At 60.0% G+C, this 21908-nt stretch carries 22 protein-coding genes and 1 tRNA gene; 9 read left to right on the top strand and 14 right to left on the bottom strand.

The window, feature by feature from the left end; genetic code table 11:
* Window positions 1-30 precede the first annotated feature (30 nt).
* The 5 genes from FHW77_RS21360 to FHW77_RS21340 form a co-directional block, all read right to left on the bottom strand.
* Window positions 31-1380, bottom strand: coding sequence for a multicopper oxidase family protein (locus FHW77_RS21360; RefSeq protein WP_044459509.1), 1350 nt, complete (start codon window positions 1378-1380; stop codon window positions 31-33).
* Between the two features lie 14 nt (window positions 1381-1394).
* Complete coding sequence (locus tag FHW77_RS21355) at window positions 1395-2873, bottom strand: TolC family protein (RefSeq protein ID WP_044459508.1); 1479 nt, start codon at window positions 2871-2873, stop codon at window positions 1395-1397.
* Window positions 2870-3100, bottom strand: a complete 231-nt coding sequence (locus FHW77_RS21350; RefSeq protein WP_035207482.1) for a hypothetical protein — start codon at window positions 3098-3100, stop codon at window positions 2870-2872. The genes FHW77_RS21355 and FHW77_RS21350 overlap by 4 nt, the downstream gene beginning before the upstream one ends.
* A gap of 87 nt (window positions 3101-3187) precedes the next feature.
* A complete protein-coding gene (locus tag FHW77_RS21345) occupies window positions 3188-3616 on the bottom strand; it encodes a hypothetical protein (protein WP_034500252.1) in 429 nt (142 codons plus the stop codon).
* Between the two features lie 268 nt (window positions 3617-3884).
* On the bottom strand, window positions 3885-4331 hold the full coding sequence (locus FHW77_RS21340; protein WP_044459507.1) for an acetyltransferase: 447 nt from the start codon (window positions 4329-4331) through the stop codon (window positions 3885-3887).
* A 240-nt stretch (window positions 4332-4571) separates the two neighbouring features.
* On the opposite strand from FHW77_RS21340, the gene bioB reads away from it, so the two are divergent.
* Genes bioB through bioZ form a run of 5 tightly spaced genes read left to right on the top strand, consistent with a single transcriptional unit; the run spans window position 4572 to window position 9672 of the window.
* Entirely contained in the window at window positions 4572-5582 is a 1011-nt protein-coding gene (gene bioB, locus FHW77_RS21335; RefSeq protein ID WP_376779255.1) for a biotin synthase BioB, read from the top strand.
* Window positions 5579-6724: an 8-amino-7-oxononanoate synthase gene (locus FHW77_RS21330; protein WP_044459505.1), complete on the top strand. Its 1146-nt coding sequence runs from the start codon at window positions 5579-5581 to the stop codon at window positions 6722-6724. Before bioB ends, FHW77_RS21330 begins: the two co-directional genes overlap by 4 nt.
* Entirely contained in the window at window positions 6721-7359 is a 639-nt protein-coding gene (gene bioD, locus FHW77_RS21325) for a dethiobiotin synthase (RefSeq protein WP_044459504.1), read from the top strand. Before FHW77_RS21330 ends, bioD begins: the two co-directional genes overlap by 4 nt.
* Window positions 7356-8648 carry an adenosylmethionine--8-amino-7-oxononanoate transaminase gene (locus FHW77_RS21320; RefSeq protein ID WP_044459503.1) on the top strand — a complete coding sequence of 431 codons (1293 nt, stop codon included), beginning with the start codon at window positions 7356-7358 and terminating at the stop codon, window positions 8646-8648. The genes bioD and FHW77_RS21320 overlap by 4 nt, the downstream gene beginning before the upstream one ends.
* A 37-nt stretch (window positions 8649-8685) precedes the next feature.
* Window positions 8686-9672 carry a 3-oxopimeloyl-[acyl-carrier-protein] synthase BioZ gene (bioZ, locus tag FHW77_RS21315; protein WP_044459605.1) on the top strand — a complete coding sequence of 329 codons (987 nt, stop codon included), beginning with the start codon at window positions 8686-8688 and terminating at the stop codon, window positions 9670-9672.
* 14 nt (window positions 9673-9686) lie between these two features.
* On the opposite strand, the gene FHW77_RS21310 is transcribed toward bioZ, so the two are convergent.
* Window positions 9687-10580, bottom strand: coding sequence for a DMT family transporter (locus FHW77_RS21310; protein WP_044459502.1), 894 nt, complete (start codon window positions 10578-10580; stop codon window positions 9687-9689).
* A 30-nt stretch (window positions 10581-10610) separates the two neighbouring features.
* Complete coding sequence (locus FHW77_RS21305) at window positions 10611-11024, bottom strand: tautomerase family protein (protein WP_004437564.1); 414 nt, start codon at window positions 11022-11024, stop codon at window positions 10611-10613.
* A 90-nt stretch (window positions 11025-11114) separates the two neighbouring features.
* Here FHW77_RS21305 and FHW77_RS21300 point away from each other — a divergent pair, with 90 nt between their 5' ends.
* On the top strand, window positions 11115-11957 hold the full coding sequence (locus tag FHW77_RS21300; RefSeq protein ID WP_044459501.1) for a LysR family transcriptional regulator: 843 nt from the start codon (window positions 11115-11117) through the stop codon (window positions 11955-11957).
* Window positions 11958-12015: 58 nt separating this feature from the next.
* On the opposite strand, the gene FHW77_RS21295 is transcribed toward FHW77_RS21300, so the two are convergent.
* Window positions 12016-12089: transfer RNA gene (locus tag FHW77_RS21295), tRNA-Gln, on the bottom strand.
* 122 nt (window positions 12090-12211) lie between these two features.
* Window positions 12212-12649 carry an Lrp/AsnC family transcriptional regulator gene (locus FHW77_RS21290; RefSeq protein ID WP_006698144.1) on the bottom strand — a complete coding sequence of 146 codons (438 nt, stop codon included), beginning with the start codon at window positions 12647-12649 and terminating at the stop codon, window positions 12212-12214.
* Between the two features lie 130 nt (window positions 12650-12779).
* Here FHW77_RS21290 and rocF point away from each other — a divergent pair, with 130 nt between their 5' ends.
* The gene (gene rocF / locus FHW77_RS21285) at window positions 12780-13700 is read left to right on the top strand and encodes an arginase (protein ID WP_044459500.1); all 921 of its coding nucleotides are present in this window, start codon (window positions 12780-12782) and stop codon (window positions 13698-13700) included.
* Between the two features lie 13 nt (window positions 13701-13713).
* Window positions 13714-14769 carry an ornithine cyclodeaminase gene (ocd, locus tag FHW77_RS21280; RefSeq protein ID WP_044459499.1) on the top strand — a complete coding sequence of 352 codons (1056 nt, stop codon included), beginning with the start codon at window positions 13714-13716 and terminating at the stop codon, window positions 14767-14769.
* Window positions 14770-14792: 23 nt separating this feature from the next.
* On the opposite strand, the gene FHW77_RS21275 is transcribed toward ocd, so the two are convergent.
* From FHW77_RS21275 to FHW77_RS21255, 5 genes are all read right to left on the bottom strand, one after another.
* The gene (locus FHW77_RS21275; protein WP_044459498.1) at window positions 14793-15674 is read right to left on the bottom strand and encodes a DMT family transporter; all 882 of its coding nucleotides are present in this window, start codon (window positions 15672-15674) and stop codon (window positions 14793-14795) included.
* Window positions 15675-15967: 293 nt separating this feature from the next.
* A complete protein-coding gene (iolG, locus tag FHW77_RS21270; protein ID WP_182590684.1) occupies window positions 15968-16960 on the bottom strand; it encodes an inositol 2-dehydrogenase in 993 nt (330 codons plus the stop codon).
* A gap of 232 nt (window positions 16961-17192) precedes the next feature.
* Window positions 17193-18443 (bottom strand): adenylate/guanylate cyclase domain-containing protein, encoded by a 1251-nt coding sequence (locus tag FHW77_RS21265; RefSeq protein WP_044459496.1) that lies wholly within the window; start codon window positions 18441-18443, stop codon window positions 17193-17195.
* A 231-nt stretch (window positions 18444-18674) separates the two neighbouring features.
* Window positions 18675-18905: a helix-turn-helix domain-containing protein gene (locus FHW77_RS21260; RefSeq protein WP_004437583.1), complete on the bottom strand. Its 231-nt coding sequence runs from the start codon at window positions 18903-18905 to the stop codon at window positions 18675-18677.
* A 248-nt stretch (window positions 18906-19153) separates the two neighbouring features.
* Entirely contained in the window at window positions 19154-20263 is a 1110-nt protein-coding gene (locus FHW77_RS21255) for an RHE_PE00001 family protein (RefSeq protein ID WP_044459495.1), read from the bottom strand.
* A 291-nt stretch (window positions 20264-20554) separates the two neighbouring features.
* On the opposite strand from FHW77_RS21255, the gene FHW77_RS21250 reads away from it, so the two are divergent.
* The gene (locus tag FHW77_RS21250; RefSeq protein ID WP_044459494.1) at window positions 20555-21859 is read left to right on the top strand and encodes an MFS transporter; all 1305 of its coding nucleotides are present in this window, start codon (window positions 20555-20557) and stop codon (window positions 21857-21859) included.
* Window positions 21860-21908: the final 49 nt, after the last annotated feature.

Genomic DNA, 21908 nt, shown 5'->3' with positions numbered 1-21908 from the left:
TGTTCCTTGGTTTGTAAGGGTGGGTCGTCTTCAGCCGTGTTTCATCGGATGCGGCGTGATCTGCGTTTTGGGGTCGGTATTTTTTGGGCTGTCCGGCAATTCGCCGGTCCATTCCCAGGCCTGCGTGCCGGGCGGATTTTCGTACCAGCCGGGGTCTGCGTAATCGCCCGCGGAAATGCCTTCGCGAACCTTCACGACAGAGAACATTCCGCCCATTTCGATCGGGCCGTGCGGGCCCCACCCCGTCATCATCGGAACGGTATTTTCGGGGATTTCCATTTCCATTGCGCCCATGTCGGCCATGCCGGCGGTGCCCATCGGCATATATTCAGGCCGGACCTTGCGGATCTTTTCGGTGACGCTTTTTTTGTCGACGCCGATGAAGGTGGGGACGTCATGTCCCATGGCGTTCATCGTATGGTGTGACTTGTGGCAATGGATCGCCCAGTCGCCGACATATTTGGCGTCGAATTCATAAGCCCGCATGGCGCCGACGGGAATATCGATGCTGACCTCCGGCCAGCGCGCCTCCGGCCGCACCCAGCCGCCATCCGTGCAGGTCACCTCGAAATCGTAACCGTGCATGTGGATCGGATGGTTGGTCATGGTCAGGTTACCGACGCGCACGCGCACCCGGTCGTCCCTGGAAACCACCAGCGGATCGATGCCCGGAAACACCCGGCTGTTCCATGCCCAAAGATTGAAATCCGTCATCGTCATGATTTTGGGGACGGAGGTGCCGGGATTGATGTCGAAGGCGTTGAGCAGGAACACAAAATCGCGGTCCACCGGCATGAAGGTGGGGTCCTTCGGATGGACAACAAAGAAGCCCATCATGCCCATCGCCATCTGCACCATCTCGTCCGAATGTGGGTGGTACATGAAGGTGCCCGACTTCAAGAGGTCGAACTCGTAGACGAAGGTCTTGCCGACGGGGATATGCGGCTGCGACAGTCCACCCACCCCGTCCATGCCCGATGGCAGGATCATGCCGTGCCAGTGGATCGTCGTATGTTCCGGCAGCTTGTTGGTAACAAAAATGCGCACCCGGTCGCCTTCCACGGCCTCGATGGTGGGGCCCGGTGACTGGCCGTTGTAACCCCATAGACGGGCAGTCATGCCCTCGGCCATTTCGCGTTCCACCGGCTCGGCGACAAGGTGGAATTCCTTGACGCCATTGTTCATCCGGAAGGGCAGGGTCCAGCCATTCAAGGTGACGACGGGATTATAATCGGGACCGGTGGTGGGCTTTACCGGCGCCTGCGTTGCCGCCGTTTCCATCACTGCCGCTTCCGGCAGGCTGCTGTTGGAGGTTTTCGCCCAGGCCGCCGAGGAGACCATCGCGGCGCTGACGCCCAGAAGTTGTCTTCTATTGAACATGGTCTTTCCCTTTCTCAATGTCCGCCACCACCGCCGCCGGAAGCGGCGGCAACCTCGGTCTCTCCGCCAGACGCGCCTGCGCCGCCGCCATAAATGGCATCGGCGAGGCCGGCTTCGGCGAGCCAGAAGTCGCGTTTGGCATTGATGGCCAGCAGGTTTGAATTGACCTTCTCGCGGCTGTCGGCCAGCAGCTCGAACGTGTTGGTGAGCATGCCGTTATAGGTCAGCAGCGACTCTTCCTCGATCTTGGTGCGCAGGGGCACCACGCTGTTGCGGTAATGCCGGGCGATATCGTAATTCGAGCGATAGGCCTGATAGGCCGAGCGGGCCTCCGAGCGGATATTGACCGCCTTTTCCGCCAGCAGATTGGCTGCACGCATATAAGCGAGCTCGGATTCCCGCATGCGCGCCTGGCCGGAATCGAAGATCGGAATGACGAATTCCAGTTCCGCGTTGCCGGTCGTCTGTTTGTGCTTTTCGCCGTCTTCCAGCTCGCGCTCGGTCTCGAAACCGGAGCGCAACTCGAGATCGGTGACGTAGCGGGTGGCTTCCGTGAGCTTGAAGGAGCGCGCGGTCGCCTCAAGATCGAGTTTTGCCATCTGCAGATCGACGCGGCGTTGCAGCGCCTCCGCCTCGATCATGTCACGCTTGGCGAGTGTTTTTGGAAGCTGCGGCAGGCGGTTGGGAATGGCGTATTCAATATCCGCTCCCCATAGACCCATCAGCCGCGTCAGTTCTTCCTTGGCAAGGCGGGCTTCAAGCCGCGCCTTGGCGATCTGGCCTGTCAACTCGGCATAAAACACCTGTTCGCGGGCCTGGCCTTCCTTATTGAGCGAACCCGCCTCGCCAAGCTTCTTGGCGAGTTCAGAGGCGGCGTCCGCCGCGGTCTGCGCCTGCGCCAGTTGGCCGACATTTTCGAGGGCGGCAACGGCGTTGATCCATGCCCGGCGCGTATCTGCCGCGAGTTGCAGCGTTTTCAGCGCGGCGGCAAGCTGCGCCTTGCGGAAGTTGGTATCGGCAATCGCCACGTTCTGCTTGAGGGTGGCGAGTGCCAGGATATTGGTGACGACCACGCCCTCGATTGACTTATAGGCCCTGAGGCCGGGGGTGCCGATCCCCGTCAGCCCGATGCCGACCCGCGGATTGACCAGCATGGTCGATTGCCAGGCGGTGGCAGCGGCTTCCCCCAGATCGGCATAGGCCGCCTGCAGGCCCTTGTTGTTCAGCAGCGCAACCTGTACGGCGGTTTCGGCATCAAGGACCTTGCTGGCCGCCATCAGCGTTTTGACGCGGGCTTGTGTTGCCTGCGCTTCGACCCGGTTCTGCACCCAGATGGCCTGTTTTCCGGTCGCTTCCGATGTCTTTGCCGAAACATTGATGAACCCAGCATCCGACGCCGCATATTGTGCGGCCGAGACACAGCCACTGAGAAAAAGCGGCATGGATAGAACGGCTGCCAGTTTTGCGCCGAGTTTGAATGCACGTGGTGTCATGATGCGTCTCCTTTTGGAGCCTGCGCATCGTTCTGGTCACGCCAGGGTTTGGGATCGACCGGCATGCGGGCCGTGTAAGCCGAGACCGGGCTTTGGTAGCGGAGGGGGGCGACGGCAAGCGTCGGGTTTACCGCGTCGTCATAGGAGGCGGCGTCATTCATCATCGATGTGGCTGTGCAGCCGCCCAGAAGCAGGGGCGCCGCAACCACAATATAAATTGGGTTCATGGGTCGTTTCCGAACAGGAGATGTAACGGCGTAGCGGCGTTACAGCCGCTCACGCACGGTCATTGCCCAAAGGCGGGCTTTGCCTGTTCAGATATTCGGGGGACGGTGAAGAAGCGGGGTCTGCCCCAGCGCCTTGCTGTCGTCGAGGAAGGAGCGGATGCCGCTGACGACGGGCGTGCCGACTGTGCCGTGATCGATCAGAACCGCCATGCCGAGACAGAAATCGCCGCAGCATTGTGGCTTCGCGGTTTTTTTGACACCACCGTCCTCGTCGGACATTCCCTGCAGGTCCTGGACGCCGTGGCGACCATGAGTGTCAGACATCATCGCCGAGCCGCCATGATCCATCATCTTGCCGTGATCCATCGTGGCGGATTGAGCGTGTTGCATTCCGCCGGCGTCGGGACCATGCATTGCGGCATTCACGGTGGAAACGCTGTAGCCGGCCAGTGATAGGATCATCACCAGTCTAAACATAAGGGCCAGCAATTTCGATGCTCGCAACGTTTCACGCATGGCCTTTAGAAAAGCCGCTGTCCCGTGATTTGTCAATGGATATGGTTCATAACCATTGATGAAAACCTTGACGTGAAGCTGATCGCCCATCCGATTTCATGCGAAAGACCACAACCTGATGCGGCCCTTTCGCTGACGATGCGGGTAATATCGGCCTCGGCGATGAATTCGGGAGGAGGCAGCGCAAAGCGGCTCCGTCGCAGAAAATGCGGGCTCGGAAATGGATCATGGTGTGCATGGCACTGTCATCCCCCGCGCCGCCGGCGGTCTATTCTTCCGTCGGGCGAAATCGAAGATGGATGAGCGGATAGGGCCGCCCCTGTCCGTCGAGATCGGAGCGTCCCGTCGGCTTGAAGCCCAGCCGGCGATAAAAGCCCAGTGCTTCGCCGTTTTGCTCGTTAACGTCGGTTGTCAGTGCCGGGTGAAGCGCAAGCGCACTTTCCACCAGGGCCTTGCCGATGCCTTTGCCGTGATGGTCCGGATCGATGAACAGCGCCTCCATATGGCCTTCATGCAGAAACATGAAACCCAGGGCGCGGTCTGTTTCGTCGACGGCAAGCGTCAACGGCGCCTGCGGCAAAAATGCCCTGACTTCGTCGCCGATCGCAACGCGATCCTGCGGAAGTAGAAAGCCATGGGTTGCGTCAACGGCCCTGCTCCATATGTCGAGGATGCGCGCCGCGTCGCCATTGGTGGAGGTGCGAAGTGATATCATTCCCGAGCTTTAGCAATTCGGACGGTTTCGCGCCATGGGCCTGCTCGATCTTTTCGTGGGCAAATATGTGGGGAATTGCCACCCTCGAAATGCGGCCTGTTTGTCCCGATCGATCCTGTCTGCCTTTCGCGTCGAAAAAAACTCTCAAGAAAAAAGTGCTTGCAAAACGCCATCGGGAAAAAATAGATAAAAACAAGTTCTATCTATTTATTCAAGGATTGTGAGTGACGTATGGATCAGATGGCACTGCGGACTAACGACAAACCGGCTGCTTTGAGCGATACTGAAACGAATTCCGCCGTTGAAGAGGCAAAAATTATCTATAATTTACCCTTCAACGATCTTTTGTTTCGAGCGCAGCAGGTGCACCGGCGTCATTTTGATGCCAATGCAATCCAGATGAGCCGGCTTCTTTCGATCAAAACGGGCGGCTGCCCCGAAGATTGCAGTTACTGCAGTCAGTCCGCCCGAAACCCGACCGGTCTGAAGGCTTCCAAACTCATGGAAGTCGAGCGGGTACTGGCGGAGGCGCGCAAGGCAAAAGAGGGTGGGGCGACGCGTTATTGCATGGGCGCGGCCTGGCGTAATCCCAAAGAGCGCGACATGGAGGCTGTTGTCGCCATGGTCGAAGGCGTGAAGGCGCTCGGCATGGAAACCTGCATGACGCTCGGCATGCTGACGCCGGAACAGTCCGAGCGGCTGGCCGATGCCGGGCTGGACTATTACAATCATAACGTTGATACGTCAGAGCGGTTTTATTCCGAGATCATTACGACCCGCACCTTCGAGGACCGGCTGGCGACGCTCGCCAATGTCCGCGATGCCGGCATCAAAGTCTGTGCCGGCGGCATTCTCGGCATGGGGGAGACGGTCGAGGACCGGATTTCAATGCTGGTGACACTCGCCAACCTTCCGGCTCCGCCGGAAAGCGTTCCGATCAACATGCTGATCCCGATCCCCGGCTCGAAACTGGCCAATGCCGATCCTGTCGATCCGATCGAATTCGTCCGCACCATCGCGCTTGCCCGCATCCTGATGCCGCGTTCGCATGTAAGGCTTTCCGCCGGGCGTACCGAGATGAGCGATGAGACGCAGGCGCTCTGTTTCCTGGCCGGCGCCAATTCCATCTTCATCGGCGAAACGCTGCTGACGGCGGATAATCCGGGGGAAGATCACGATACGGCGCTCTTCCGGCGGCTTGGCCTGAAGCCGATGGAATTGCCGCCTGTGGAAGCAGGAGGCTGCCGGTGAACCTTGCGGCGCTCTCCCCCTATGAGGCTAAGCTTGCCGGCCTCAGCCGCAAATCGCGGCTTCGTGCGCTTGCACCGCGCGAGGGTGTCGATTTCACTTCGAACGATTATCTCGGCCTTGCCGAAGCGCCGCGCCTGAAGGCGGCAATTGTTGATGCCATGGCAAGAGGCGTGCCGGTGGGCGCCGGTGGCTCGCGATTGCTGCGTGGCAATCACCCCGAACACGAGGCGTTGGAAGCGGAAGCGGCGGCGTTCTTCGGGGCCGAAAAAGCGATCTATTTCAGCAGTGGTTTTGCCGCCAATGTCGCACTTTTTTCCACCCTGCCAATGCGGGACGATCTTGTCCTACATGATGCCCTGATCCATGCCAGCGTGCATGATGGCATTGCGGCGGGAAAGGCCAAGGCGGTGGCTGTGCCGCATAATGAGGTCGAGGCATTCGAGCGGGAAATAATCCGCTGGCGGCAGGCGGGCGGTAAGGGGCGACCATGGATCGCTGTCGAAAGCCTTTATTCCATGGATGGCGATTGCGCGCCGCTCGCGGCGCTTGCCGATCTTGCCGAACGGCATGGTGGTTTTCTGGTTGTCGATGAAGCCCATGCCACCGGCGTCTTCGGCCCCGGTGGGCGTGGACTTGCTGCGGCACTGGAAGGCCGTGGCAATGTGGTGGCGCTTCACACCTGCGGCAAGGCGCTCGGGGCCTCCGGCGCGCTTTTGAGCCTGCCTGCGGTTCTTGCCGATTATCTCGTCAACCGCGCCCGCGGGTTCATCTATTCCACCGCCCCTTCGCCGCTGATGGCGGCGGCGGTGCGGGAAGCCCTGCGCGTCGTCGCGGACGAGCCCTGGCGGCGGTCGCGACTGGCAGAACTGGTCAGTTTTACCGGCGAGGAGTTACAGCGCCAACTCGGCGTGGCGCCAAGCGGTTCACAGATCCTTCCGGTGATGATCGGCGACAATGCACGCTCGCTGAAGATTGCCGCGCGGCTGCGGCAAGGCGGTTTCGATGTGCGGGCGATCCGCCCGCCGACGGTGCCGGAAGGCACGGCGCGGCTGCGCATCGCCATCACGCTCAATGTGGAGGAAAGCCAGATTGCCGCTATGATCGGGTTGCTTGCCCTCTCGTTGCGGGAGGACGCGGCGTGAGTCTCCGTTTTGTCATCTCTGGCACCGATACCGGCATCGGCAAGACGGTTTTTGCCGCAGCGCTTACCCATGCCCTCAAGGCTCATTACTGGAAGCCCGTGCAGTCAGGGCTTGAGGAAGAAACCGACAGCGAGACGGTGGCAAGGCTTGCCGGCGTCGCGCCTACGCGCATCCTGCCGGAAGCCTATCGGTTGAAGACGCCTGCCTCGCCGCATCTTTCGGCTCGTCTCGACAATTCCACGATCGATCCCGCATTTTTACAGCCGCCGCGGCTGGATGGACCGCTTGTCATCGAAGGCGCAGGCGGGCTTCTGGTGCCGCTGACGGAGAGCGTGCTCTTCGTCGATATCTTTGCCCGCTGGCAAATTCCGCTCATTCTGTGCGCCAGAACCGCGCTCGGCACCATCAACCACACGCTGTTGTCGCTCGAGGCGTTGCGGCAACGCGCCATTCCGGTGCAGGGCGTGGTTTTCATCGGTGAGGAAGACAAGGAAAACCAGCGCGTCATTTCGAATATAGGCGCGGTGCGTCCGCTCGGCCGGTTGCCACGCCTGGCGGATCTGACCAGCGACGCGCTGCATCAGGCCTTCGCCCAACACTTCAATCTCGCTGACTTTCTGGAGGCACCGGAATGAGCCGTTCCCCGGTCTGGCATCCCTTCACCCAGCATGGGCTGGAACCGCCGATGAAACATGTGGTCTCGGCGCAAGGGGCGTTTCTGGTGGATGAGGACGGCAATCGCCTGTTCGACGCCATTTCATCCTGGTGGGTCACCACCCACGGGCACCGGCATCCGGCAATCATGGCGGCCATCCGTGCCGCGACCGAAACCCTGGATCAGGTCATTTTCGCCGAGTTTTCCCATGAACCGGCCGAGACGTTAGCCCGGGGGTTGATTGAGCTTGCACCTGCCGGACTAAGCCATGTGTTTTATTCCGACAGCGGCTCGACGGCGGTGGAGGTGGCGCTGAAAATGGCGCTCGGTTATTTCCACAATCGCGGTGAAAAGCGCGACCGTATCGTGGTGATGGAGCATGGCTATCATGGCGATACGATCGGCACCATGTCGACAGGCGAACGCGGTGTGTTCAATGCCGCCTATGAGCCGCTGCTTTTCGGCGTCGACCGTCTGGCCTTCCCGGAGGCTGGTCGCGAGCAGCGCACACTGGATATGTTCGAGGTCTATTGCCGCTCGGGCCGCATTGCCGCCCTGCTGATCGAACCCCTGGTGCTCGGAGCCGGCGGCATGAAAGTCTATGGCGCCCATGTTCTTGCCGGGCTGAAACAGATAGCCGAACGCCACGGCTGCCTCGTCATCGCCGATGAGGTGATGACCGGTTGGGGCAGGACCGGAACCCTGTTTGCCTGCGAGCAGGCGGCAATTTCGCCGGATATTCTCTGCACCTCCAAGGGGCTCACAGGCGGTTCCCTGCCGCTGGCGGCAACGCTGTGCAGCGCAAAGATTTTCGATGCGCATTTTTCGACCGACCGTCGCAAAACCTTTTTCCATTCGAGTTCCTATACGGCCAATCCGATTGCCTGTGCCGCTGCCGTCGCCAATCTCCAGGTCTGGCGGGATGAACCGGTTCTCCAGCGTATCGGGCAGGTGCAACAGGCGCTGGGCGATAATATCAGGCGATTTGCAGATGATGGCCGTTTCGCCAATCTCCGGCACGCAGGCACCATCGCCGCGCTCGACCTCGTGGTGCCGGTCGGTGGCTATCTTTCCGAGGCCGGCCCGCGCATGCGCCAGCTGTTCCGCGAGCGCGGTTTCCTCATCCGCCCGCTCGGCAACGTACTTTACCTGATGCCGCCCTATTGTTCGACGCCTGACGACCTGACACGCGCCTTTGACGTCATCGGTGAGGTTGCCGGGATCGTTACTCAGGCTGCACCGGTAAATTCGCGCGCCGCCGGGAGCTAGGAATGGAGATGCCAGGACCGTTGCGAAAGTCATGACAATGCAGACACTCTCTTCCCGTATGGCTGGTTTCGGCCATGCCGTTCCTGCCCGTTGCGTCGGCAATGCCGAAATAGAGGCCAACCTCGGGTTGGAGGCCGGCTGGATCGAGCGGCGCACCGGCATTCGCTCCCGTTATTGGGCAGAGAAGGACGACACGCTGAGTGGCCTTGCGGAAAAGGCGGGCCGGATGGCGCTGGCGGATGCCAAGATCGATCCCGATAACATTGCGCTTACGCTGCTTGCCACCTCCACGCCGGACCATCTTCTGCCGCCTTCCGCGCCGCTGCTGGCACACAGGCTCGGTTTGACGCGCTCCGGTGCGATCGATCTTGCTGGCGCCTGTTCCGGTTTTCTTTATGCGCTCACCCTCGCGGATGGTTTTGTCCGTACCCATGGCCGCGCCGTCCTTGTTGTCGCGGCCAATATTCTCAGCCGTCGCATCAATCCGGCGGAAAGGGCGAGCGCCGTCCTGTTTGCCGATGCCGCCGGCGCGGTGGTGCTCACCCCTAGCCCTGAGGCGAAACGCGGGCTGTTGTCGGCCGATCTCGTTGCCGATGGAAGCGGTTACGATCTCATCCAGATTGCGGCAGGCGGCAGCAGCCGGCCCTTTTGCGCTGATATTTCCGCCGAAGATGCCCTGATGACGATGCGCGATGGCCGGGAGGTTTTCTCCCGCGCCGTGGCGCTGATGAGCGAGACCTCACAGCGCGTGCTGGAAGAGGCGGAACTGACCGCAGCCGATATCGGCCGTTTCGTACCGCATCAAGCCAATGCCCGCATGTTTGATGCCGTCTGTGGCAATCTTGGTATCGAGCGGGGAAAGACGGTTCGCACCATAGAAAGCTTCGGCAATTCGTCCGCCGCCACCATCCCGCTTTCGCTGTCCATGACCAACAGCGGACGACCTTTCGCGAGCGGCGAAAATCTGCTTCTGACGGCAGCCGGCGCGGGCATGACGGGCGGAGCGGTTGTTTATCGCATCTAACCCCGCGGCGGCCTTCAGCGCCAGAACACCAGCGCCATGCCGATAACGACAAGAGCGGCTCCCACCCACGCACCAGATGCGGGCCGCTCCCCGGTTCTGAGCCAGAGCAATGGCAGGATGATGACCGGCGTGGTGGCCGAAAGTGTGGAGACAATGCCGACCTTTCCGCCAGAAAGCGCAAACAGCAGCAGCGTCATGCCGAAGCCGAGCGCGATCGTGCCGGTCAGCGCCGTCTGGAGGAAAATGCTGCCCGTCAATGGCCCCTTGGGTTTTACGGCCTTGATGGGGAGCATTGTCAAGATCGTAAGGCAGATTGCGGCGGCGCCCACCCGCAGCATGGATGCGGCGATGGGATCGACACCTGCTGCCATCACGGGCCTCGCGATCAGCGAGCCAACGGCTTGGCTGAGAGCTGCGAGAAGGCCGACGAGGACGCCAAGCCAGAGCGGTCCCTTCACGCTTTCCCATGCGTGCAGCTGCGACTTGCGCTTGCCGAAAAGGATGGCCAGCAGAACGCCCGCAATGGTGAGGCCTATACCGCCTATGGCTGTCACGGAAAGCTGTTCCCCAAGAACAGCCCAGCCAAGCACGGCGGCGATGGGAGCATTGAGCGCAAACAGGATTCCCGAGCGGCGTGGCCCGAGCCGGTTGAGGCAGGTGAAAAGCAGCGTGTCGCCAACGAAGATGCCGATGAAGCCGGAAAGCAACAGCGCCCACAGCGCATCCGGTTGCAGGTCCCGCCAGGTTCCTGATGCGATGACGTAAAGACCGAGCACCGAGGCGACAAAAAGCTGCCTTGTCCTGTTGAAGGCAAGCGCGCCAAGATGCCCCGCCGGGCGGGCGGCGAGCAGCCCCGTTATCGCCCAGCAGGTTGCAGCGCCCACGGCGGCCAGTTCATAGAGTACCATCTCGTTCCACAGCTCCGCGGGCTTTTCTTATTAACCCGCCCCCATCATGCGCTCACGCGCCCACCGCAGGTTCTGCGTTTGCCCGCCATAACCATAGGTGTCGCCATCCACGGCGTGAACCAGCACATAGCTTGCTTCGTGCACGGGGCCAAGCAGCCTGTTCATCTCTTCATAAACACGGCGTACCCATTCGGTCGTCTCGTCCTTGATGTTTGTGTGATCGGTAATCGAAACCTCGACATAAAATGTGCCGACCTTCTGTTCGGCGACGCTCGATCCGGCGATGATCCAGTCGGCGGGATCGGCACTTTCGACGAGAACGGCGGTAACCGCCGGGTCTTTGTGCAGGATGTCCGCAGTCAACCGGGACAGGAGAGCGGCGATTTCCAGCTTCGGATCGTCAGCGTCTTGAGGTTTGGTGTAGCGGGTTTTGATCATGGGCATGGTGTTTCTCCTTGTTGCCGAAGACCACCTTGCGTAAATTTCATCATAATGAGAAGATAATGAATACTATTCTATTCATAGCGATTTTATATGATTGACCTTGAAAGCGTCCGCCTCTTCATTCTCGCCGTTGAACTGGGCAGCCTGACTAGGGCGGCCGAGGCTGCGGGAACCGTGCAGCCCGTCGTCAGCCAGAAGCTGAAGATGCTGGAGCAGCGTCTCGGCAGACGGTTGATCGACCGCTCGCCACGCCACCTTCGGCTGACGGAGGATGGGCAGGTGTTTCTGCCGAAGGCCCGCGAGCTGCTGGCCAAACATGAGGATGCGCTGAACTTCAGTGACGAGCCACCGCTGCACTTTGCACTGGCGGCCAGCGATCACGCGATCGGGACCCGCCTTTCGGCGGCGATAAGAGCAATGCGCGCGTCGCTGCCGGCTAATGCTGTGATTGATGTGACCTTGGGTTTTTCCCGGCAGGTGAAGGAAAACTTCGCTTCCGGACTGGCCGATGCCGCAATCATCCGTCGCAATGGCGGCGGGTCCGATGGCGAAGTGCTACGCACCGACAGGCTGGGATGGCGTGTGGCCCCGGACTGGCGACCGCGCACCAACAGCGCCGTTCCGCTTGTCTCTCTTGGGGCGGGGTGTGGTGTCCGGGATATTGCGATAGCCGAGCTCGGAAAGGCTGGCGTCGCCTGGCGCGATGCATTCACCGCTGGAAGCTGTTCTGCGCTTCTGGAAGGAGTGCTTGCCGGCGCAGGCATCGCAGCCCTCGGCGAGATCAGCGCGCGAGGCTTGCCGGATCGCGGCCCCGAGCTGGGCCTGCCACCGTTGCCAATCTCTGACATCGTGCTTCTTTCCCGCGCGCGCACACCGGCCCATGCCTCAGCCATCAGGGCGCTCGCCGCCGCGATATCGGCCGCTGGTGAGTAGCGTCGGAATGATATCCGCTACGAGACAAAAATCGAGGATGTAAAGGGAGTTAAGGTGTTGGCTGGGGAACCTGGATTCGAACCAAGATCGACGGAGTCAGAGTCCGCTGTTCTACCATTGAACTATTCCCCAAAAGCCTGAAACGCGTTGTCGCGTTCGCTTTGGTGGGTCGTCATATAGATGATTTATTCCGGGGCGCAAGTCGAAAAAATCGAAAAATGCGTTTTATCCTGCTTTTGCCTTTTGTCTCTGTGTCAGAGCCTTGCGCGGGTGGAACGCGGGGTGGAGAGCAGCAGGCTGGTCTCGCTGCCGGTAATCCCGGGCACGAGGCGGATGCGGCGGAGCACGGCGTCGAAATCGCTAAGTGTCGCGGCATTCAGTTCCACGATCAGATCCCAGCGGCCGTTGGTGGTGTGGATTTCGGAGATTTCCGGAAAACCGCCGAGCGTGCGGATGACGCGGTCCGTCACATGGCCTTCGATCTCGATCATCATGATGCCGCGGATTGCGGCTTCAACGGCGTCGGCGCGCAGGATAACGGTATAACCGATGATCGTACCGTCATTTTCCATTCTTTCGACGCGCGAGCGAACCGTCGCGCGCGAGGTTTCAGTCTCCACGGCCAGGTCGGAGATGCTGCGACGGCCATTATGCCGCAGAAGGGTGATGAGGCGTTCGTCAAGTTTGTCCATACCTGCCATTTCGATAAAATGATTTTACCAAAACGGTAGCTTATTTCGATAATATTGCCAATCTTTGATGTTCGTTCTGCCATGTCTCCGTGGTCTAGTGAAGTTATCGGTAGGAAAAATGAGGACGGGAATGGATATCAGGCTTGTTGGTGCGCCGTTGCAGATCGGGGCCGGGCAATTGGGATGCGAAATGGGGCCGAGCGCCTATCGCGTCGCGGGGCTTGCCCATGCCCTCGAAGAGCTGGGGCATCGGGTGGTGGATACGGGCAATGTGATGCCCGCGCCGCTTCGGGAATTTTGCCATCCGAATCCTGCCGTACACCATCTTTCCGAAACAGTGGCCTGGACAGAGGCGCTGACGGAAGCGGCCTATCGCGAAAGCGTGGACGCCGTGCCGATCTTCCTCGGCGGCGACCATGCGATTTCGGCGGGGACGGTTGCCGGCATGGCGCGCCGCGTGGCTGAGACGGGTCGGCCATTCTTCGTCCTCTGGCTCGATGCTCATACAGATTATCATACCCTTGAAACCACACGCAGCGGCAATCTGCATGGCACGCCGGTCGCCTATTTCAGCGGGCGTGACGGTTTTTCCGGTTATTTCCCGCCGCTTTCCCATGCTGTTCCGGAAGAGAATATCGGCATGATCGGCATCCGCAGCGTCGACCCTGCCGAGAGGGCCGCTCTGGAAAAAAGCGGCATCACCGTTCACGACATGCGTTCGATTGACGAGCATGGCGTTGCCGTGCTGCTGCGTGAATTCCTGGCGCGGGTTCAGGCGGCAAACGGGCTTTTGCATGTCAGCCTCGATGTCGATTTTCTGGAGCCGTCCATCGCGCCGGCTGTCGGCACCACGGTGCCGGGCGGCGCGACATTCCGCGAAGCCCATCTTGTCATGGAGATGCTGCATGACAGCGGGCTGGTCTGCAGCCTCGATCTCGTGGAACTCAATCCGTTTCTCGATGAGCGCGGCAGGACCGCGACGCTGATGGTGGATCTTGCCACCAGCCTGATGGGCAAGCGGGTCATGGACCGACCGACGCGGGCCGGCTGAAAGGGGTGATGTGATGACCGTGATACCAAACCTCAATATCGTGCCTTTCGTCAGCGTCGATCACATGATGAAGCTGGTGCTCAAGGTGGGCATCGACACGTTCCTGCGTGAGCTCGCCGATGTGGTGGAGGAGGATTTCCGTCGCTGGCAAAGCTTCGACAAGACCCCGCGCATCGCCTCCCATTCGAGGGAGGGTGTCATCGAGCTGATGCCGACCAGCGACGGCACGCTTTACGGCTTCAAATATGTCAACGGCCACCCGAAGAACATGAAGGAGGGCCGCCAGACCGTGACGGCCTTCGGCGTGCTTTCCGATGTCGGCAATGGTTATCCGCTGCTTCTGACCGAAATGACGATCCTGACCGCGCTGCGCACTGCCGCCACCTCCGCCGTTGCGGCGAAATATCTCGCCCGCCAAAACGCCCGTTCCATGGCCATTATCGGCAATGGCGCACAGAGCGAATTCCAGGCGCGGGCGTTCAAGGCCATTCTCGGCATCGATACGTTGCGGCTGTTTGACATCGACCGCTCCGCCAGCGAGAAATGCACCCGCAATCTCGCCGGGCGGGGTCTTGCCATCAAGATCTGCGACAGTGCGGAAGAAGCGGTGGAAGGCGCGGATATCGTCACGACGGTCACTGCCGACAAGCAATATGCGACGATCCTGACTGACAACATGGTCGGCCCCGGCATCCACATCAACGCTGTTGGCGGGGATTGTCCCGGCAAGACGGAATTGCACCGGGATATTCTGTTGCGATCCGACATTTTTGTCGAATATCCGCCGCAGACGCGTATTGAGGGCGAAATTCAGCAATTGCCGCCGGACTACCCCGTTACCGAGCTGTGGCGGGTCATAACGGGTGAACAGCAAGGCCGGGCAAACGACAGGCAGATCACACTGTTCGACAGCGTGGGTTTCGCGACTGAGGATTTTTCGGCGCTGCGTTATGTACGCTCAAAACTGCCGTCCACCGGGCTCTATACGGAGTTGGACCTGCTGGCGGACCCGGATGAGCCGCGGGATCTTTTCGGGATGCTGCTGCGCTGCGAGGCGGCTCTCGTCTAGGCCGGCTCCGGCCGGCAAGCATATCAGCCTTGCCGGCGACCCTTCCTTGCGGTCATGTGTTCCCGCCAGATGGTGAAAAGACCTGCTGCTATGACGATGGCCGCGCCGATCACCATATTGGAAGTCACGACCTCGCCATAGATGGTGACGCCGATGATGGAGACGAGCACGAGCTGGTAATAGGAAAAAGGCTGCACGGAAGCCGCATCCGACAGTTCGAAGGCTTTAATCAGGCAGTAATGGCCGCTCATGCCGGTAATGCACAGGGCCAGCATCCATCCCCAGTCATGGGGCGCCAGACTGACCCAATAAAACGGGCCAACCAGCGTCAGGGCGGCCGCGCCCGCCACGCCGGTATAAAAGAAGCTTGTCATGGCCGTATCGCTCCGGCTGCCGAGCCGCGTCAGCACACCATAAAGCGCCAGCATGAATGCGGCGACGAAGGTGATCAGCAGGCTCTTGTCGAAACCTTCGCCATCGGGTTTGAGAATAACGAGAACGCCGATGAAACCGACAAAAATAGCGCACCAACGCCGCCAGCCCACTTTTTCTCCCAGCAGCGGCACGGAAAGCGCCGCGACGATGAGCGGGGCGGAAGCGATGATGGAATGGCTGTGGGCAAGGCCGACGATTGCGAAGGAGAAAATCGAAAAGACGATCTGTACGGCAAGGAGGACACCACGGCTGATCTGCAGCCAGGGGCGATTGGCGATGGCGGCACCGCGAATGCCGCCTGAAGACTTTGCCGCCATCAGCAGAACGAAAACGGCAAAGGCCCAGTAGCGCAACATGGCGACGAAGACCGGTGGATAGGCGCTGCCCAGATGTTTCGATATGCCATCCTGCGCCGCAAAGATCGTGAAGGCGACAAGCGCATAAAGAAAACCGGTCTTGGCTGATGGCATGGAAAAACCGCTGTCCGGAGTTTGCCGGCAAAAAAAGGATTCGGCGTGAATGAGATGGATATGGCCATATGTTATGGCCGCACCTTGTCAGACAACCTTATTTTCCGAATAGCAGCCATGCAAGCCCGGAAGCAGCCTGTTGTGGATTTGAGCGCCGCGGATCAATGTGGGATCTGGACGATGTGCCCGATATGCTCGCTGGCGAGGCCTTGGGAAAGGCACGGCTGTCCGCCGTCGACAATTGCGCGGCGGACAGAGAGTTCGGCAAGACGGGCGGCGCTACGGCCGCTACCTCAGGCGATCGTCACGACCGTTTTCGACGTTGCGGATTTCAGCGCCGCATCGGCGAGCTTCAGCGCGATCAAACCGTCCTTGATGGAAGGAGAGGGCGCGGTGTTATTTTCAATGCTGTCAATGAAAGCAGTGATTTCCGCAGCATAGGCTGCCGTGTAACGCGTCATGAAGAAATCATGCAGCGGTGGCCGGGTGTAACCATCCGCATTGGCGATTTCGATGGAAACCGGGCGCTGGTTTTCGGCCGCTGCCGAACCGAGCGAACCGTGTACCTCGATGCGCTGGTCGTAACCATAGGTCGCGCGGCGAGAGTTTGAAATAATCGCCTGCCTGCCGCTTTTCGTCGTCAGAATGATGCTGGCGCTGTCGAAATCACCGAGTGTGCCGATCTCCGGATTGACCAGAACGGAACCGGTGGCGAACACGCTTTCCACTTCCTCACCGAGCAGGAAACGGGCCATGTCGAAATCATGAATGGTCATGTCGCGGAAAATGCCGCCGGAAACCTTGATATATTCGGCCGGGGGCGGGCCGGGATCGCGACTGGTGATTGTCACCATTTCGACCTTGCCGATGCGGCCGTCGTCGATCGCCTTGTGAACAGCCTGAAAATGCGGGTCGAAACGCCGGTTGAAACCGAGCATGACCTTCGCACCGGTCTCTTCCACCACCTTGGCGCAGGCTTCCGCGCGGGCAACATCGAGATCAACGGGCTTTTCGCAGAAGATCGCCTTGCCGGCGCGGGCGAAACGCTCGATCAGATCCGCATGGGTGTTGGTCGGCGTGCAGATGATGACCGCGTCGATCGTTTCGTCGGCCAGAACCTCCTCGATCGTGCTGACCTTGCAGTCGGCCTCCCGCGCGATTGCTTCCGCAGCGCCGGCCATGGCGTCCACGACAGCCACCAGCTGCGCGCGGCTGTCGGTGGTGATCGCCTTTGCATGGACCTTGCCGATCCGTCCGGCGCCAAGCAGGGTCAATTTCGTAACCATTTTTCCTCCGGTTCCTTCACACGTCCGCCCGTCACTCCCGGACAGGCAGAATATGAATGCAAACAATGTTTCGATATAGAATATATGTTCCATTTTGCTAGATCGACAGGCATGGCGTGTCAAGCGATTTGACGTCGCACAGGGCAGCCGAAATCACGGCTCCGGAGGGTGTCGGGGAGATGCCGTTCGGCTTAAAATGCGCCGTTACAAGCTGGGCAGCAGGCGCAGCCCATCAGGCGGCAACGGGCGCCGATGCGGGATTTTGCGGAAGAGCGTAAACTTCGACCGGGGTTTCGAGGCCGCGCAACAGCCAAGGGCCCAGACTTTCGAACCCGGTCCCGTTGCCAGCCATGCGCACGAATTCTTCGGAGAAGAGAACGTTGCGCCCTGTTTCCTTGGTCAGCGTCTCAAGCCGCGATGCGATGTTGACGGCGGGTCCGATGACGGTGAAATCGAGCCGGGTTTTCGAGCCGATATTGCCGTACATGACATCGCCGACGTGAACGCCGATGCCATAACCCAAGGGGTCATGGCCTTTTTGCCGGTTGATCTCGTTGAGTGCGATCAGGCTCCGTTGCGCCCTGGCAATGGCCTTCAGGAGGTTTCCGCAAGCATCCGGGTTGCTGAGCGGGAAGATCGCCAGCAACCCGTCGCCCATGAATTTCAGGATTTCCCCGCCAAATTCCTCGATCGGATCACACATGGCGTCGAAATAACCGTTCAGAAGCTCGATCACATCGTCACGCGGCCATAGATCGGAAATATGGGTGAAATTGCGCAGGTCGCAGATCAGGATTGCTGCTCCCACCGTCATGCCGCTGCCGCGTGTCGTGGCGCCGTTCAGGATTTTTTCGCCCGCATGTGGTCCCACATAGGTTTCCAGAAGGGTGCGTGTCATCCTGTTCTTCAGGCGTATCTCGCTCACCAGCGCGAGCGCGGGCAGGAGGTTTTTCAGCGCGACGATCTCTTCGTCGGAAAAGCCGCCGGGGCGATCGCTGGAAAACGATGCGACGTGGCGTTTGCCGAACGTGTGCTCGATAGGCCAGGCGCAATAATCCGTCAGCCCTTCCGACCGCAGCTCCTCATAGATCGTGTAACCTGTTTCGTTGATGGCGTCGACGTTCAGGCGATGACGGATTTCGCTGGCGCCCTGGTGAATGTCCCTGATCGGGCTGTTAAGATATTCGGGGGTGTTTTCCGAGCCGTAGCCATAAGTGACGATCTCGGCTTCGGACATGCCGGCTTTCCATAAAATCCGCGCGCCCAGCCATTGCGGATGGCGGATACGGAAAGCCAGAACGCCGCGCGCCACCGAAATTCCGCTTGCCCGCAAGCGGTTGCAAAGCTCCACGAAGATTTCGTCGATGAAGCGTTCGTCCTTGGTGCCGGTGACCAGCCAGTCGAGAGTCTCGGTTTTCTCCGCCGGCCACAATTCAGCCAATGCTGAAGAAACCCGTTCTTCGGTGTCGAGCGTAAATGTCATGGCAGGATTCCGGAGGTTGTTGCTGCTCTCGGCGGGCGGGATACATGTCGAATGTCGCTGAACGTCCCCGCTCGCGAATTGCATGTGGTGCCGGATAACGAAAATGTTAAGGGAGCGGATGCGGAAAATGTTCCGAAAGAACCGGCAGCCTCCGGGCTGCGTGCGCCGCCTCGATGTTCCCGGGAGCATCTTCCCGGCGGCGCTGAGATTTTTCGTGATCGATAGGAAAGATCAGATAACGGTTTCGACCGGAATATGCAGCGCGGCGGCAACACGCCGGATGCGCAGGGGATCGCTGTCCGTGCCGTCTTCCAGGGCACGTATTTCGCTCGTGGTGAGGCCACAGGTCACGGCAAGCTGCTCGATCGTATAGCCGGCAAGATTACGCGCTGCCAGGACCTTTTTGGCGAAAGGAGCATCGGTTTCGTGATCGGAATCGGGTTGTGAAACTGAAATTGTCATTATTGCATCTCCCTGATGATGGACACTTAAATGCGGGCGGCAGAGAAAAGTTGCCGGGCCGAATGCGACCGCGTTGCCGGAGAAGAAATCGGTGTTGCAACGCAGCGAGGAACATAGCCGCTTCGTTGACCTACGCAATAGTTAAATTTTGTTAAGATTCGTGATCGCCGAATTGACGAGGCACGTTTCCATGCGAAAGCGGCTGCGAAACGGTCCTTTTTACCTTCCGGATCGTCTGCAAGGGGCCGCTACAGCATGCCCCAGGCGCGGAAACGGCCACGACCGGTAACCTCCCGCAATTCCAGCTGGTTGGCGAGGCCGATTGCGCCCTGTGGCGTGGTGCCGAGTTCCTTCACGATCATGGCTGCCGAGACCACGGGGCGGGAGACGACCAGCTCGACGAGTTCGGGCAATCGCGAAGAGGAACGGCGGCCGGCCAACTTGCGCATCATCCGCTCCCGCGCATGGCTCAGCCGGTCGTGTTCCTTCATGCTGGCCAGCGCCGCCTCATAAAAACTCTCGAGAAGTGCGAGGATGCGCTGTGTCTGGTTCCTGGCGTGCCGCCGCTCCCTTGGGATGGCACGAAGACCGGCGCTCAGGGCCGGCAGGTGATCGGGCGTGACGGCGCCATCGCGCAGAAAAGCCGAGGCCAGAAGCCGCCCAAGCCAGGGGCTGCGCTGGAGCACCTCTATCATGTTCCAGGAATCAAGCAGGATGGCGGTGCGCAGAATTGCCGGCAGTTCCTCCGTCCGCGACTGCACGTCCCACCATTCTTTCAGCCGTTCGTCTTCGTCCCAGTCAGGCTCGTTGATGAGCGCATGGCTTTCCTCCCTGTGCATCGACGGAAGCGCGTTTCCCGTGGTGATCGCATCGAGCGTGGCCGCGCTTCGCGCCAGAAGGGCGTCGAGTTCGGAAAAAGCGCCGTCCAGCGATGTCTCAGCCTCATGTGCCTCCTCACCCGCAGGCTGATCGACGGTCTGCCGTGCGGGCAGCATCTCTTCGGCGGCGGGTGACGCCCTGCCGCGCAGCCGGGAAAGACCCGGTGCAGTGAAAGCCCAGCCGGCCGCATTGGCAAAGATCAGCCGCCGCGAGCGGAGGATTCGGTGTGCCGCCGTCATTTCATGGCTTGGCGCACGCACATCCATATGGGCGTCATGCAACACGAGGTCTTCCATGTGCACGAGTTCGCCGTCCACCCACATGGAGGAGATGGCGTCGGTGAAATCCTGCCTTTCGATGAAGCCCTGTTTCATCGGCGATCTGCTTATCCGCTCGTCCAGCCGCGCCAGCGCTTCGCCCGCGCGGGCGGCGGCGATGAGGAGCTTTTCGAGCTGGATGTCGGATATGTCGTAAATCATTGATATATTTTAGTTTGAGCTGGCGCGGCTTACAAGTCGGTTCAAGGTCGTCCAGTTTCCTTCGATGGTTTCTGCCCAGCAATCGTGATAAAAACGGGTGGCGAAAATGCCGGGGAGGAGGACGTCTTTCAGACGCCACGGCTGCTTTTTCGGCAATATTGCAACGCGGTATAAACTTGCGCATCGCAGCATGGCGGGTATATACCCTCGACAGGAGCGACAAATTATCACACCTTCCGTTCGCCCTTCCATCTCCAGACGAAGATGAATTGGAGTCAACCCGTGAATATTATGGCAAATGGTCCCGCCGCCGCGCCGGACCAGAAAACCCGTTTGAAATCCATTATCGGCGGATCGGCGGGTAATCTCGTCGAATGGTACGACTGGTATGTCTATTCGGCTTTCACCCTTTATTTCGCGCCGGTGTTCTTCCCCTCGGGCAATCAGACGGCCGAACTCTTGAGTGCCGCTGCCGTTTTTGCCGTCGGATTTCTGATGCGGCCCATCGGGGCCTGGTTCATGGGCACCTATGCAGACCGCAAGGGCCGCAAGGCGGGTCTGACCCTGTCCGTCACCTTGATGTGTCTCGGTTCGCTGCTGATCGCGATTACGCCCGGCCACGAAACGATTGGCATTGCCGCCCCCGCCATTCTGGTATTTGCAAGGCTGCTGCAGGGCATCAGCGTCGGCGGCGAATATGGCGCAAGCGCGACGTACCTCAGCGAAATGGCCGGCAAGAACCGCCGTGGTTTCTTCTCCAGCTTCCAGTATGTGACGCTGATTTCCGGCCAGCTCCTTGCGCTTGCCGTTCTTCTGGTATTGCAGCGGGTTTTGACCCCAGAGCAGCTCGGTTCCTGGGGCTGGCGAATTCCCTTCTTCATCGGCGGCCTTCTGGCCATCGCGGTATTTTATATCCGACGGGGCCTCGCCGAGACCCAGTCGTTCGAAAACGCCAAGACCGGCGCCGCCGACAAGCCGAAATCCAGCGGATGGGCGCTTTTCAAGCATTATCCGAAGGAAGCGCTGATGGTCATGGCGTTGACGTCGGGCGGCACGCTCGCCTTTTACGCCTATACCACCTATCTGCAGAAGTTCCTCGTCAACACCTCGGGCTTCAGCAAGGAAAGCGCCACGGAAATTACCACGGCGGCGCTTTTTGTCTTCATGCTGTGTCAGCCGCTTGCCGGTGCGCTGTCGGACAAGATCGGCCGTAAACCGCTGATGGTGGGCTTCGGCATTCTGGGAACGCTGTTCACCTATGTCATTTTCAGCACGCTTTCGACCACAACCGATCCGATCATGGCTTTCGGCCTCGTGCTGATCGGCCTGCTGATCGTCACCGGCTATACCTCGATCAATGCGGTGGTGAAGGCGGAAATGTTCCCGGCCCATATTCGCGCGCTCGGCGTGGCGTTACCTTATGCGCTGGCAAACACCATATTCGGCGGAACGGCGGAATTCGTAGCCCTGAAGTTCAAGCAGATCGGCCACGAGAACTGGTTCTTCTGGTATGTGACGATCATGATCGCGTTGTCGCTGGTGGTTTACGTGAAGATGCGCGACACGCGCGACCACAGCCATATCCACGAAGACTGATCGGCTTACACCAAAAACCAGCAAAGCCCCGTCCTCCCGGCGGGGCTTT

It is taken from the genome of Agrobacterium sp. RC10-4-1 (genome assembly GCF_014138475.1).
Taxonomy (GTDB): domain Bacteria; phylum Pseudomonadota; class Alphaproteobacteria; order Rhizobiales; family Rhizobiaceae; genus Agrobacterium; species Agrobacterium pusense.
Note: the sequence above shows the minus strand (reverse complement) of the source record. Positions and strands in the feature narration are given on the sequence as shown.